Annotated in this window: 13 protein-coding genes; 8 read left to right on the top strand and 5 right to left on the bottom strand. The window is 56.4% G+C overall.

From position 1 onward, the window contains the following. Positions 1-21: 21 nt before the first annotated feature. Positions 22-1,260 carry an MFS transporter gene (locus tag AC2FFB_RS08270; protein WP_496813714.1) on the top strand — a complete coding sequence of 413 codons (1,239 nt, stop codon included), beginning with the start codon at positions 22-24 and terminating at the stop codon, positions 1,258-1,260. 1 nt (position 1,261) lies between these two features. Here the strand turns inward: AC2FFB_RS08270 and AC2FFB_RS08265 are convergent, their stop codons facing one another. The 5 genes from AC2FFB_RS08265 to AC2FFB_RS08245 all read right to left on the bottom strand — a co-directional run bounded on the left by AC2FFB_RS08265 (position 1,262) and on the right by AC2FFB_RS08245 (position 5,796). Further along, positions 1,262-1,882, bottom strand: coding sequence for an HAD-IA family hydrolase (locus tag AC2FFB_RS08265; protein ID WP_496713641.1), 621 nt, complete (start codon positions 1,880-1,882; stop codon positions 1,262-1,264). A 142-nt stretch (positions 1,883-2,024) separates the two neighbouring features. Continuing rightward, a complete protein-coding gene (locus AC2FFB_RS08260; RefSeq protein ID WP_496713643.1) occupies positions 2,025-2,480 on the bottom strand; it encodes a YaiI/YqxD family protein in 456 nt (151 codons plus the stop codon). Then, complete coding sequence (gene sthA, locus AC2FFB_RS08255) at positions 2,477-3,925, bottom strand: Si-specific NAD(P)(+) transhydrogenase (RefSeq protein ID WP_142636327.1); 1,449 nt, start codon at positions 3,923-3,925, stop codon at positions 2,477-2,479. Before sthA ends, AC2FFB_RS08260 begins: the two co-directional genes overlap by 4 nt. Positions 3,926-3,928: 3 nt before the next feature. Further along, the gene (gene fghA / locus AC2FFB_RS08250) at positions 3,929-4,762 is read right to left on the bottom strand and encodes an S-formylglutathione hydrolase (RefSeq protein ID WP_142636325.1); all 834 of its coding nucleotides are present in this window, start codon (positions 4,760-4,762) and stop codon (positions 3,929-3,931) included. Between the two features lie 104 nt (positions 4,763-4,866). Then, a complete protein-coding gene (locus tag AC2FFB_RS08245; RefSeq protein ID WP_142636323.1) occupies positions 4,867-5,796 on the bottom strand; it encodes an AEC family transporter in 930 nt (309 codons plus the stop codon). A gap of 193 nt (positions 5,797-5,989) precedes the next feature. Here AC2FFB_RS08245 and AC2FFB_RS08240 point away from each other — a divergent pair, with 193 nt between their 5' ends. The 7 genes from AC2FFB_RS08240 to AC2FFB_RS08210 all read left to right on the top strand — a co-directional run bounded on the left by AC2FFB_RS08240 (position 5,990) and on the right by AC2FFB_RS08210 (position 13,563). Beyond that, a complete protein-coding gene (locus AC2FFB_RS08240; protein WP_142636321.1) occupies positions 5,990-6,607 on the top strand; it encodes a TetR/AcrR family transcriptional regulator in 618 nt (205 codons plus the stop codon). Between the two features lie 368 nt (positions 6,608-6,975). Next, a complete protein-coding gene (locus AC2FFB_RS08235; RefSeq protein WP_142636319.1) occupies positions 6,976-8,559 on the top strand; it encodes an ABC transporter substrate-binding protein in 1,584 nt (527 codons plus the stop codon). Between the two features lie 65 nt (positions 8,560-8,624). Beyond that, positions 8,625-9,719: a M24 family metallopeptidase gene (locus AC2FFB_RS08230; RefSeq protein ID WP_142636318.1), complete on the top strand. Its 1,095-nt coding sequence runs from the start codon at positions 8,625-8,627 to the stop codon at positions 9,717-9,719. Then, positions 9,719-10,726, top strand: a complete 1,008-nt coding sequence (locus AC2FFB_RS08225; RefSeq protein ID WP_142636316.1) for an ABC transporter permease subunit — start codon at positions 9,719-9,721, stop codon at positions 10,724-10,726. Before AC2FFB_RS08230 ends, AC2FFB_RS08225 begins: the two co-directional genes overlap by 1 nt. Further along, positions 10,726-11,628 (top strand): ABC transporter permease subunit, encoded by a 903-nt coding sequence (locus tag AC2FFB_RS08220; RefSeq protein ID WP_185956667.1) that lies wholly within the window; start codon positions 10,726-10,728, stop codon positions 11,626-11,628. The genes AC2FFB_RS08225 and AC2FFB_RS08220 overlap by 1 nt, the downstream gene beginning before the upstream one ends. Before the next feature lie 4 nt (positions 11,629-11,632). Next, positions 11,633-12,610 (top strand): ABC transporter ATP-binding protein, encoded by a 978-nt coding sequence (locus AC2FFB_RS08215; RefSeq protein WP_142636312.1) that lies wholly within the window; start codon positions 11,633-11,635, stop codon positions 12,608-12,610. After that, complete coding sequence (locus AC2FFB_RS08210) at positions 12,607-13,563, top strand: ABC transporter ATP-binding protein (protein WP_496874771.1); 957 nt, start codon at positions 12,607-12,609, stop codon at positions 13,561-13,563. Before AC2FFB_RS08215 ends, AC2FFB_RS08210 begins: the two co-directional genes overlap by 4 nt. Position 13,564 lies beyond the last annotated feature (1 nt).

Below are 13,564 nucleotides of genomic sequence, written 5' to 3'. Positions count from 1 at the left end.
CTCTGCCATCCCGAGGATTCAATGCCCCAACACGCGCGCCTGCTAAACCCGATCTTGATCGTCGGCTGCATCATTATCGCAGTCAGTTTTGCAGTGCGGGCATCCTTTGGCGTATTCCAGATCCCCATTGCGACTGAATTCGGCTGGCTGCGCACCGATTTTTCGATGGCGATTGCGATCCAGAATCTCGCTTGGGGAATTGGGCAACCCATTTTTGCCGCCATCGCCGAGAAGGTGGGGGATCGCCGTGCGATTGTGCTCGGGGCATTGACCTATGCAGCGGGCATGGTGTTGTCGGCGTGGTCCGTTACCCCTTTCGAGCATCAGATGTACGCCTGGCTTGTGGGCTTTGGGATTGCCGGCACGGGGTTTGGTGTCGTGCTTGCCGTAGTTGGACGGGCGTCCTCTGATCATAACCGCTCTATGTCTCTGGCCGTCGTGACAGCGGCAGGAAGCTTTGGCCAGGTTTTGGGTGCTCCAACGGCGGAATGGCTTTTGTCTTTTATGCCCTGGCAACAGGTTTTCATCGTGTTTGCCGTTGCCATCCTGGCACTGGTCATGACTCTGCCCTTCATGCGCGCCCCCCAAGCCGCAACCAAAGCCGAAATCGAAGAGAGCATGGGCCAGATTCTGGGTAAGGCCTTCCGGGACCCGTCTTATACCCTGATTTTCCTGGGATTTTTCAGCTGTGGTTATCAGCTTGGCTTTATCACAGCGCATTTTCCCGCTTTCGTTACCGAAATGTGCGGCCCGATTCAGCCGGGTGGAATACTGCATTCCATTGGTATAACGACAACTTCCGCATTAGGGGCTGTGTCGATTTCATTGATCGGGTTGGCCAATATCGGAGGGACATTGCTGGCGGGGTGGGCCGGAATGCACTTTCCCAAGAAATACCTTCTGGCCTCTATTTATGCCGCCCGCACGCTTACAGCGGCGGCTTTCATAATCCTGCCAATCACGCCAATCACGGTTGTTGTATTCTCATTGGTCATGGGTTCGCTCTGGCTGGCAACGGTTCCACTGACCTCGGGGCTTGTCGCACATTTGTACGGGTTGCGCTACATGGGTACGCTTTACGGCATCATCTTCTTCAGCCATCAGGTCGGCAGTTTTCTTGGCGTCTGGCTAGGCGGCCGCATGTATGACCAGTACGGAGATTACACCTTTGTCTGGTGGGTCGGCGTGGCCATCGGCGCCTTCAGCGCCATCGTTCACCTTCCCATCCGCGAGAACCGGCCGCTCTCCGTCGCAGCCTGATCTAGCGGGCCTCTTCGCGGGTCAAAAGCCCCTCTGCCACCAACCGGTCTGCCCATCCTTGCGGGCCCTCAAAATGATGCGTTTGCCAGCCTCGCGCCTGCGCCGTTTCGATATTGTCGATCCGGTCGTCGGTGAACAACAACGCCTCAGGCGCCAGACCACAATCGACCTCTACCTTCTCGTAAATCGGGACATGCGGTTTCACGGTCTGCATGCGACCTGAAACATACAGCCGGTCGAACTCGTTGAGGAATGGATAGACCGTGGTTGCATACTCAAAATTCTGCACCCCGAAATTTGTGAGCGCAAAGACCGAGATGCCTTTGGCGCGCAGCGCACGTTGCAGTCGTACCGAGTGGGGAATTTCGGGCGTGGCCAATTCGATCCATTTGTCGTGCCACATCCGGATTTCATCCCGCCATTGGGGATATTTTTCAGCCCAGCCATAGATGGTGTCCGTGAAGTGATGCCCCTGATCAACCAGATCATTCATTCCATGCAGGTCAACCTCGGCAAACATGGCCCGGCGACGGTCTTCACCAATAACCGCATCGTAGTACTGTTCTGGCTGCCATTCTATCAGGACATTCCCGATGTCGAAAACCACCGCTTCTATTGGCATGAATAATCCTTCTTAGAATCTCTGCTAGGGCTGACTGAATCAATCCTTGCTGCGCTTTTCAAGACAGGAACTGCAGCGCGCAGCGCTGCCCGGCCCAACCGGAGGGGACGCATCTCTGATGCGTCTGTGACGGGCGGGAGGGTCACGCCATTAGTGCCGCCCGCAATTCCCGTTCCAACGCATCCAAAAACCGGGACCTATCGGCCTTGCCAAAAGGCTTGCCACCGCCCCCTGCGCCCAGTGGGTTTGCCGAACGCAGGTCTGCCATCAGGTCGCGCATCGCCAGTTGCTGACCAATATTGGCGGCGGTAAAGGCCTCGCCGTTGTGACGTAATACACGCGCACCTGCTTCAACACATTTCGCGGCTAAAGGAATGTCTGAGGTCACAACCACGTCCCCTGTACCACAACGCTCTGCGATCCATTTATCGGCCTCATCCGCACCTGCGGACACGATCACAACCTGTACCAGAGGATTGGCCGAAGGTCTCAGACCCCCGTTCGAAACCAGAGCCATCGGAATCTTATGTCGGGTCGCTACACGCTCGGCCTCGGCCTTCACTGGACAGGCATCTGCGTCTATGTACAGGGTTGTCACGCTTTCTTTGCCTGTTTCTCGGCAGGCTTCTTCTTGACCTTGAATTCCTCGGGGATGGGCATCCGATTGAACGCATCCAGACCAGCGATCTTATAGGCCTCGGCCAAGGTCGGGTAGTTGAATGTGTTTTGAACGAAATAATCCACTGTGCCTTTCAGGTTCAATACAGCCTGTGCGATATGGATCAGCTCAGTCGCGCCTTCGCCTACGATCTGCACACCAAGAACCCGGCGGGTTTTCAGCGAAAACAGCATCTTCAACATGCCATGTTCCAACCCCATGATATGCCCGCGAGAAGTTTCGCGGAATCGCGCGACGCCAACCTCGTAAGGGATATCGCGCTCCTGTAGTTCCTCTTCGGACATGCCGCAGGTGGATATCTCGGGCACCGAATAGATGCCGTAAGGGTACCAGGGGCTTTCCGGCAGGGTCGGGGTCTCCAACGCGTGACATGCCGCCACGCGCCCCTGCTGCAGCGAGGTTGATGCCAGCGAGGGATGTCCGATTACATCTCCGGTCGCATAGATATGCGGTACCGCTGTCTGATAGGTCTTGCGATCGACCTCAATCCGGTTGCGGTGATCGGTTGTCAGCCCGACAGCATCCAGATTCAAGGCCGAGGTCGCGCCCATCCGCCCGGCGGCAAACAGCAACATCTCGGCCCGGACATGCCGTCCATTCTCGAGCGTCACTTCTACGTGGCTACCTCCATCTTCGATCTTTTCAACGGCAGAGCCCAGCCGCAAATCCACGCCGTTTTCGCGGATTTGGTGGGTAAAGTCGTGGATCAGCCGGCTGTCGATGAAATCCAGAAACGTCTCGCGGGGTTCAATCAGGGTGACACGTACATCAAGCGCGGAAAACATCGTGGCATATTCAACACCGATTACACCGGCCCCGATCACGCATAGCGAGCGCGGTATCTCGGCCATCTCCAGAAAATCATCGCCATCGACGATGGTCTTCCCGTTGAAGGGCACATAATCGGGACGATAGGTCTTGGTTCCGGTGGCAATCAGGAACTTTGCGGCGGACAGACGTGTGGTTTCGCCTGCGTCGGTTGCAACCTCAATCTCGTGGGGACCGACAAATCTTGCCAGACCATTTAAGGTTTCCACGTGGTTCCGATTGAACTGATGTTCCAGCACATCGACCTCATGGTCCAGCGTCATGTGCAGCCGAGCCTTGAGGTCTTCGGCCCGGATCTGATCCTTTACCCGGTACGAGCGCCCGTAAAAGCTGCGCTCGCGCCAGCCAGACAGGTTCAGCACTGTCTCGCGGAGGGTTTTTGACGGGATGGTCCCGGTATGGACCGAGACCCCACCCAACCGATCCTTGCGGTCGATAACCAGCACCCGGCGTTTCAACTTGCCTGCCTGAATCGCCGCCGAACGACCGGAAGGGCCGGACCCGACAATGATCAGGTCATAGTCGTATTTGCTCATGCCTCAGTCTCCATACAGTGCTTCGGCGTGGAAAGTGATGTGGTCTTCCATGAAGGTCGACACAAAGAAGTAAGAATGGTCATAGCCGGGCTGCAGACGGAAAACTGCCTGTTGGCGACGTTCGGCTATCGCCTGGGCCAGCGCCTCGGGGCGCAACAGGTCGATGAACTGGTCATTGTCGCCGGTGTCGATCAGGACAGGGCCGTCGAAACCGGTGTTCTTCATCATCAGCGATGCGTCGTGCTTGGCCCATTGGGCCGCGTCATCGCCCAGATATGCCTTCAGTTGTTTGCGGCCCCAATCGGCGCTTGTTGGGTTTGAAATTGGTGCAAATGCCGAAACCGATCGGAACCGACCCGGTAGGTTCATTGCCAATGTCAGGGCGCCATGGCCGCCCATGGAATGGCCGGTAATGGCCTGGCGGTCTGCGTCGATTGCAAAGGTTTCAACCAGCAGAGCGGGCAATTCCTCGGCCACATAGTCCCACATGTTGAAGTGCGGTGCCCAGGGTGATTGCGTGGCATTCACATAAAACCCCGCGCCCTGGCCCAGATCGTAGTCCTCGTGATCGGCGACGCCTTCGCCGCGCGGGGATGTGTCAGGGAAAACAAGGGCGATACCCTGTTCCGCGGCCCAGGCCTGCGCCCCGGCCTTGGTCATGGCGTTTTCATGGGTGCAGGTCAGGCCAGACAGATACCATAGAACCGGAACCGGGCCGTCCTTTGCCTCGGCGGGCAGGAACAGTCCAAAAGTCATGTCGCATTGGCAGGCAGCCGAGGCGTGGCGATAGACGCCCTGGACGCCTCCGAAACAAGCGTTTTCCGAAAGGGTTTCCATTTGGTTCCGTCCTTACGTTAGGTTCGCGCCATGGCTATCGTTACTCGGTCCGTGCGTAAAGTCTGTGTTCCTGCGGCCAGCGAGTATTTTTCCCTATCTGTGGCTTAGAATGTTCCGGCTATGGCAATCACCAGCGGCAGTGTCAGGATGCTGACCACGGTGGACAAGAGAATTGCGGCCGAAGCCCGATGGGGTGCGACCCCGTAATAGGCCGCCAGCATATAGACATTCCCAGCGACAGGCAGTGCTGCCGCTGCAATGGCAACCGAAGCCGAGAAGCTTTCCGCCGGGATCAGCCAGATTACGAAAACAGCAACGCAGAGCGGATGAATGATCAGTTTGCAAAAACTCAGCCAGGCAGCGATCTGAACACGCTCGGCGGATTTGCTGGCGAGCGATGCCCCTATCGCAAACAAGGCTCCCGGAGTGGCTGCCCCGCCCAGGATTGTCAGAAAATCGTTCAGTGGAACGGGCACGGGAATTTGGAAGGCTGACCACAAAAGCCCCGCTGAAATAGATACGATCATCGGGTTTTTGAGCAAACCGAGGCCAATCAACCTAAATGTTGCCGGCGTCAGCCGCCCATCGCGTCCGGCATTGATCAAAATCACGATCAGCGAGGAAAACACCACAAGGTCGACAGTCAATACCAGCATGACCGGGCCGATTGCTGCTTCGGTGAACAAAAGCGCAAGCATCGGCAGCCCCAGAAAGCCCACATTGCCGATCGCAGCGCATTGGGCCTCGACGGCCGAGGTTGGTATGTCAAGGCCGCGCATCCACGCGATCAGACTGGCCAGAGCATAAACCGTAAGCGTTCCCAGCAGATAGCCCGCGACCAATCTGCCGTCGAATATCTCGGCAAAGGGCAGGGTGGCGGCAAAGCGGAACAACATTGCCGAAAGCGCGAAATAGAACACGAATTTCGTCAGATAGGCCGTGGCTTCTTCCGAAAAGAACCGACTGCGCCCAGCCCAATACCCCAGGCCAATAATCGCAAAGAACGGCAGCGTACGCAGAAAAATATCAGCCATGGCCAGAGTGTTAGCACGGTTTTCTCTGGCGGCAACCCCTGGCCAATCAGGCCCCGCCGAACGACCTTCGCGGACTGACCTAACGGAAAAATTACCATAATCCCGCCTGCCCATGGCCGAAATCCTATGCGAATCGTTGTATCTGAACTGATCAGTTTATAGATTCGACGAATTCACCCCTGAAGGAGAGCGCATGTCCGAAGCAACTGCCATTTTGCGAACAGGCCGAAAATTTGATCAGGTCCTGCAAGGAGCCCGATCAGTGTTCATGGCAGATGGTTTCGAAGGAGCTAGTGTAGATGACATTGCGCGCGCGGCGGGTGTTTCCAAGGCGACTTTGTACAGCTATTTCCCGGACAAGCGTCTTCTTTTCATGGAGGTCGCCCAGAACGAATGCTGCCGTATGGCCGAGAATGTCGTTTCGATGGTTGACGATACAAAACCCGCACGCGAGGTGCTGACCATCGCTGCGACCCAGCTGGCCGCATTTCTGGTGTCGGATTTTGCGCAGCAGGTGTTCCGCATCTGCGTGGCCGAGCAAGATCGGTTCCCCGAACTTGGCCGCGCCTTCTATGAGGCGGGGCCGCAAAATGGCACCCGGCAACTTGCAGAATATCTGCAAAAAGCGGTGAATAAAGGCGAATTGGTTATCGAGGACCTTCAATTTGCCGCTGAACAGTTTTCGGAATTGTGCAAGGTCCGCCTTTGGCCCCGATCCACATTCGGCATTCAAAGCAGCTTTTCAGAGGCTGAGATTGAAGAGGTCGCGCTGCAGGCTGTCGACATGTTCATGGCCCGTTACGGCGCCTGACATTTGGGTCGGATCGACTCGATTCAAGATATGGATGTGGAGGTCGATCCCTGAAGCCCGCGGCATTTAGGATTGATGGCATTCAAGAGTTCGGACGCTCCTGCCCGGTGGCTTCGCCACTGCTTGGCTCTAATCGCCAAAGAACCGAAATCAGTTAGAAAACAGGCTCGACCAGGCAAATCATAACGCTGTACCTGCCCTCTTTTTTACTTCCTGATCGCTGGGCGGTGAACTCAGTTGACAATGGATTTTGTATTTTGGATACATTGGGCAGGGATTTCGCTGCGGTGACAGTCATCAAAGATTGTTCTGACTAGAAATTAGAACAACGCGAAAATCTGAAGAAAAAACATTTCTGGGAGAAACTCATGAAACTTAGATTGATGGCCGCAACTGCAGCGATTGCGTTGTCCAGTGCTGCGGCCCAAGCAAATACTTTGGTATATTGCTCGGAAGGATCACCCGAAGGCTTTGACCCGGCGCTATTTACTGCAGGGACAACCTTTGATGCCTCGTCACACCCGATTTACAACCGTCTGCTCGAGTTTGAGACCGGTACTACCAATGTTATCCCCGGTCTGGCTGAAAGCGTTGAGGCCAGCGATGATGGTCTGGAATATACCTTCAAATTGCGTCAGGGCGTCAAATTCCATTCGAATGACGAATTCACGCCGACGCGTGATTTCAATGCTGATGACGTGATCTTCTCGTTCATGCGCCAGAAGGATGAAGGCCATGCCTATAATCAGGTATCTGGTGGTACCTGGGAATATTTCCAGGGCATGGGTATGCCGGACCTGGTCGAGTCGATTGAAAAAGTCGACGACTACACAGTGAAGTTCACCCTGTCCAAGCCTGAAGCGCCTTTTGTGGCCAACATGGCGATGGACTTTGCCTCGATCCTGTCTGCGGAATATGCGGATGCGATGATGGCCGCGGGTACGCCTGAGAAGCTGAACACAGCACCGATCGGGACTGGTCCGTTCTCGTTTGTAGCCTACCAGAAAGACGCGGTGATCCGCTATGCGCAGAATGCTGACTACTGGAAGGCCCCTGCGGATGTGGAGAACCTGATCTTCGCGATCACGCCGGATGCATCGGTTCGCTATCAAAAGCTGAAAGCGGGCGAATGTCATATCATGCCTTATCCGAACCCGGCCGACATTCAGGCGATGCAGGACGATGCAGATATCAACATGTTGGAGCAGGAAGGCCTGAACGTCGGCTACCTCGCCTACAACACCACCATGGCACCGTTCGACAATCCGAAGGTCCGCAAGGCGCTGAACATGGCGATCGACAAGAATGCGATCATCGACGTCGTGTTCCAGGGCTCGGGCCAAGTTGCCAAGAACCCGATCCCGCCAACCATGTGGGGCTATAACGACGCCATCACCGATGACGCGTATGATCCCGAAGCGGCCAAGGCGATGCTGGAAGCCGAAGGCGTATCCGACCTGTCGATGAAGGTTTGGGCTATGCCGGTACAGCGTCCCTATAACCCGAATGCACGCCGTATGGCCGAGCTGATCCAAGCGGATTTTGCCAAGGTTGGTGTCGACGTCGAAATCGTGTCCTATGAATGGGGTGAATACCTGTCGCGTTCGAAAGATCTGGACCGTGACGGAGCCGTTCTGCTGGGTTGGACCGGTGACAATGGCGATCCAGACAACTTCCTGGCGGTTCTGCTGGGTTGTGACGGACGCGAAGCCTCGAACCGGGCGCAGTGGTGCCACGAGCCCTTCGAAGAGCTGATCCTCAAGGCCAAGCAGTCCACCGATCAGGCCGAACGCACCAAGCTGTACGAAGACGCTCAGGTAGTCTTCAAAGAGCAGGCGCCTTGGGCAACGATCGCACACTCGGTGGTCTTTATGCCGATGCGCAACGAAGTGCAGGGCTATAAAGTGCACCCGCTGGGCGGCCACATCTTCTATGGTGTGAGCGTCGAATAATTCATCACTTACCGACCGGAGCCGCCCGCGTGGCGGCTCCGGTTTCTTATTGGAGGTCGGCCCTGATGCCGAATTTGTCCGAGTACCGTCAACTGGCAAAGGACATGTCAGTTGATGCCGTGGCCCTTGTGCCCGGCCCGAATTTCACCCGCGCATTGGGAAAACCTTTCATGAGCCACGAGCGGCCCTTTGTGGTCGTGGTCCCCGGCGAAGGTTCTCCTGCGGCCATCGTTCCCAACCTTGAGCTCGGCAGTTGGGACCTGGTTGAATTTGAAGGCGCCGTTTTCGACTGGTTCGACCAGACCGGATATGATGACGCCTTTGCAGCCCTCGCCAAGCATATGCCGCTGACATCGCTGGCTGTGGAAGGGCAGGTGATGCGAGTCTTTGTGTCGAAAGCGTTTACCAACGCGTTACCGGACCTGCGGATTGTCGATGCCGAGCGTGAAATTTCTGGCTTGCGCATTATCAAGACAGAAGACGATATCGCAGCGCTTCAAGCCGCGATCGACATCTCTGAACGCGCATTAGAGCGCGTGATTGCGGATGTGCGCGTCGGTCAGACCGAATTGCAGATTGAACAGGCCTTGATTCAGGCGCTGTTTGCGGAAGGCGCCGCCTCGCTGGCATTTTCGCCGATTGTTGCCGCCGGGGATAACTCGGCGCGGCCCCATGGTAAGGCGCGGGCGGATTACCAGATCAAACCGGGCGATGCGCTTTTGTTTGATTTCGGAGCCCGCAAACATGGGTTTGCCGCCGACATCACCCGCACGTTCTTTGTCGAAGAGGTCTCGGACGAGGGCAGGGCGGTCTATGACACCGTTCTGCGCGCCAATCTGGCAGGATTCAAAGCCTGCCGTCCCGGTGTCACGGCGCATGATATCGACGATGCCGTGATCGGCGTTCTCGAAGCGTCACCCTATGCCGATCGGATCCGCACCAAAACGGGCCACGGTCTGGGCCGCGACGTTCACGAAGCGCCGTATATCATGCGTGGAAACGACCAGAAAATCCTGCCGGGCATGGTTTGGACAAACGAGCCGGGCCTTTACGCGCTGGACAATTTCGGCGTGCGCATAGAAGATGACGTGCTTGTTACAGGGGATGGCTGTCGGTCGCTAACCCACTTTCCCAAAGATCTCACAATCATAGGTCGCTGATGTTTGGCTACTTTCTTTCTCGTCTCGGTATGTTCATTCCGACATTTCTGGGTGTAACGCTTATCTCCTTCATGTTCATTCGCGTTTTGCCTGGTGATCCGATCATCGTCATGGCCGGCGAACGCGGAATGTCCGAGGAACGCTATCAGGAAATGGTGGTCAAACTGGGCTTCGACAAGCCGGTCCTCCAACAATATTGGGACTATCTGACCGGCGTTATGCAGGGCGATCTGGGCGAAAGCTTTGTCACCAAGAAACCGGTCTGGGACGAGTTTTTTGCCCTGTTCCCAGCGACGCTGGAATTGTCGATCTGCGCGATGATCTTCGCGGTGGCCCTTGGGTTGCCCGCCGGTGTCATTGCCGCAGTCAACCGGGGCAAATTCTTTGATCGGGCGCTGATGTCATCTGCGCTGGTGGGATATTCGATGCCTATCTTCTGGTGGGCGCTGCTGCTGATCATCGTGTTCTCGGGCAATTTGGGCTGGACACCTGTTTCGGGTCGGATCGACCTTCTGTATTACTTCCCCAGCGTGACCGGCTTTATGCTGATCGACAGTCTTTTGTCGGGGCAACCCGGGGCATTCACGTCGGCTGTTCGGCATTTGATTCTGCCAACGATTGTTCTGGGGACGATCCCGCTGGCTGTCATTGCGCGTCAGACGCGCTCGGCAATGCTTGAGGTTCTGGGCGAGGATTACATCCGTACCGCGCGGGCAAAAGGTCTGTCACCCACTCGGATCAACGGGCTGCATGCTCTGCGTAATGCGTTGATCCCCGTGATTACGGTGATCGGCCTGTCGGTTGGAACTTTGCTGGCTGGTGCAATTCTGACCGAGACGATCTTTAGCTGGCCGGGCATCGGCAAGTGGATGGTCGACAGCATCTTCCGGCGCGATTACCCGGTGGTGCAGGGCGGTCTTCTGATGATCGCCGTGATCGTGATGCTGGTGAACCTACTGGTCGATGTCCTTTATGGCATCATCAATCCAAAAATCCGGAGGCGGTGATGGCTGAACTATCTGCAAACGCACCCAAAACCGAAGACCGCCCAAGCGCCTTGCGCGAATTCTGGTTTTATTTCAGTGAAAACCGCGGCGCTGTGATTGGCCTGTGGGTATTCGCTGCCTTTGTCTTTTGTGCTGCCTTCGCACCTTTGCTGGCCCCCTACGATCCAACCGAACAGTTCCGCGAGCATATCCTGCAGCCTCCGGCGTGGCAGGAAGGCGGCAGTTGGGCCTTCCCGCTGGGGACTGATCCACTGGGCCGGGATATGCTTTCGCGGCTGATTATGGGATCTCGCTATTCCTTCTTTGTCGGTATCGTCGTGGTTTGTGTGGCCGTGTCAGGCGGTGTGGTTCTTGGCCTGCTTTCCGGGTTTGCACCCAAATGGGTCGACACGATGATCATGCGCGTGATGGATATTATCTTGTCCTTTCCGTCGCTGCTGCTGGCACTGGTTCTGGTCGCCATTCTGGGCCCGTCTCTGACCAATGCAATGATCGCCATCGCCATTGTGTTTCAACCACATTACGTGCGCCTCACCCGCGCCTCGGTTCTGGCCGAACGGCAAAAGGATTATGTGACCTCGGCCCGTGTGGCCGGCGCAAGCAAGGCACGCCTGATGTTCAAAACCGTGCTGCCGAACTGTCTGGCGCCGATCATTGTCCAGGCGGCGCTGTCCTTCTCGACCGCGATCCTGGATGCTGCGGCACTTGGCTTTCTAGGCATGGGGGCGCAGCCGCCCACGCCGGAATGGGGCACAATGCTGGCCGAAGCGCGCGAATTCATTCTGCGCGCGTGGTGGGTGGTAACTTTCCCGGGCCTGGCCATTCTGGTCACGGTGCTGGCAATCAACCTGATGGGCGACGGTCTGCGCGACGCGCTGGACCCCAAGCTGAAACGGAGCTGACGACATGAGCCTGTTGGAAATCCGAAATCTTTCGGTCGAGTTTGCTACTGCGTCGGGTGAGTTCCGCGCTGTGGATGGCGTTGATCTGTCTGTCAACAAGGGCGAGTTGATGGCCATTGTCGGGGAAAGCGGCTCGGGGAAATCCGTTTCAATGCTGGCGCTGATGGGGTTGCTGCCATGGACGGCGACAATCACTGCAGATGAAATGAGCTTTGAGGGTCGCGACCTGACCAAAATCTCGGCACGGGATCGGCGCAAGATCATCGGCAAAGATATTGCCATGATCTTTCAAGAGCCGATGTCTTCGCTAAACCCCTGTTTCACGGTCGGTTTCCAGATCAAAGAAGCACTGCGTATCCATCTTGGGTTAAACCGCAAAGACCGTCATCAGCGCGCGATTGAGCTGTTTGACCTGGTGGGTATCCCGGCACCCGAGAGCCGTCTGAATACATTCCCTCACCAGATGTCGGGCGGCATGAATCAGCGGGTCATGATCGCGATGGCGATTGCCTGCACCCCGAAACTTCTGATCGCGGACGAACCCACTACCGCACTTGATGTAACGATTCAGGCGCAGATTCTGGATCTGTTGGTCCGATTGCGCGATGAGCAGGGGATGGGCCTTGTTCTGATTACCCATGACATGGGTGTTGTGGCAGAAACCGCCGAGCGGGTTCAGGTCCAATATGCCGGTCAAAAGGTCGAGGAACAGCCGGTACGCGATCTGTTCCGCACACCGCGCCATCCTTATACCTCAGCTTTGCTGAACGCTTTGCCTGAACGGGCAACTTCGAAATTGCTGCCGACGATTCCAGGTGTTGTTCCTGGTCAATTTGACCGTCCCAAAGGTTGCTTGTTCAGCCCGCGATGCCAATTCGCCGATGACTTGTGCCGGAACACACCACCCGCTCCGCATGGAGCAGATTTCGGCAAGGCCCGCTGTCACCACGTCAAGGAAATCACCGCTGGAGAATTGGCATGACCGCCCCGATCGTTCAGGCAAACGCGTTGGCCCGGCACTATGAGGTCAAAGGGGGATTGCTGTCGAAATCGGCAACGGTCAAAGCCCTTTCCGGTGTGGATTTTACCCTAAAGCCTGGCAAGACGCTGGCCATTGTAGGAGAGTCCGGGTGCGGTAAATCCACCCTCGCTCGCGTCGTAACGATGATTGAAGAGCCCACTTCGGGAACACTGACCATCGACGGTGTCGATATCACCCCTTCAAAATGGGCTGAGATGCGCGAAAACGTGCAGATCGTGTTTCAGGATCCCTATGGTTCGCTTAATCCGCGACAACGGATCGGTCAGATCCTGCAGGAACCTCTGATCATCAACCGGCCCGATATGACCGCTGCGGAACGGGAAACTCGCGCACGCGAAATGATTGATCTTGTCGGTCTGCGCCCCGAGCATTATGATCGCTACCCCCACATGTTTTCGGGTGGCCAACGGCAGCGGATTGCGATTGCCCGAGCCCTGATGCTGAACCCCAAGGTTCTGGTTTTGGATGAGCCGGTATCGGCGCTGGATGTTTCGATCCAGTCACAAATCCTGAACCTGCTGGTTGAACTGCAAGAGCGTCTGAACCTGGCCTATCTGTTCATCTCGCATGACCTGTCGGTGGTGAAGCATTTCGCTGATGACGTAATCGTCATGTATCTGGGACGTGCAGTCGAGAAAGCTCCGAAAGAACAGTTGTTCGCGGCGCCCCGGCATCCTTACTCCAAAGCGTTGTTGTCGACGACACCGCGTGCCGACCCCGAGGCGCGTAAGGAACGGATCAAGCTGGAAGGTGAGTTGCCCTCACCGATGAATATCCCCAAGGGATGTGCCTTTGCTCGGCGATGCTGGCTGGCAACTGACGAATGCCGTGCGGCACCACCCGATCTGCAAGGAACAACCCATCAGGCTGCATGCCTGCATCCGCTGGGTTAGG

It is taken from the genome of Ruegeria sp. YTSA219, assembly GCF_059609985.1.
The sequence above is the reverse complement of the archived record's forward strand: the minus strand, read 5'-3'. Positions and strand labels throughout refer to the sequence as shown.

Coding starts and splice junctions, on each gene's coding strand:
- AC2FFB_RS08235 (WP_142636319.1), top strand. CDS start 6,976: ATGAAACTTAGATTGATGGCCGCAACTGCAGCGATTGCGTTGTCCAGT.
- AC2FFB_RS08220 (WP_185956667.1), top strand. CDS start 10,726: ATGGCTGAACTATCTGCAAACGCACCCAAAACCGAAGACCGCCCAAGC.
- sthA (WP_142636327.1), bottom strand. CDS start 3,925: ATGAGCAAATACGACTATGACCTGATCATTGTCGGGTCCGGCCCTTCC.
- AC2FFB_RS08230 (WP_142636318.1), top strand. CDS start 8,625: ATGCCGAATTTGTCCGAGTACCGTCAACTGGCAAAGGACATGTCAGTT.
- fghA (WP_142636325.1), bottom strand. CDS start 4,762: ATGGAAACCCTTTCGGAAAACGCTTGTTTCGGAGGCGTCCAGGGCGTC.
- AC2FFB_RS08270 (WP_496813714.1), top strand. CDS start 22: ATGCCCCAACACGCGCGCCTGCTAAACCCGATCTTGATCGTCGGCTGC.
- AC2FFB_RS08265 (WP_496713641.1), bottom strand. CDS start 1,882: ATGCCAATAGAAGCGGTGGTTTTCGACATCGGGAATGTCCTGATAGAA.
- AC2FFB_RS08225 (WP_142636316.1), top strand. CDS start 9,719: ATGTTTGGCTACTTTCTTTCTCGTCTCGGTATGTTCATTCCGACATTT.
- AC2FFB_RS08240 (WP_142636321.1), top strand. CDS start 5,990: ATGTCCGAAGCAACTGCCATTTTGCGAACAGGCCGAAAATTTGATCAG.
- AC2FFB_RS08210 (WP_496874771.1), top strand. CDS start 12,607: ATGACCGCCCCGATCGTTCAGGCAAACGCGTTGGCCCGGCACTATGAG.
- AC2FFB_RS08245 (WP_142636323.1), bottom strand. CDS start 5,796: ATGGCTGATATTTTTCTGCGTACGCTGCCGTTCTTTGCGATTATTGGC.
- AC2FFB_RS08215 (WP_142636312.1), top strand. CDS start 11,633: ATGAGCCTGTTGGAAATCCGAAATCTTTCGGTCGAGTTTGCTACTGCG.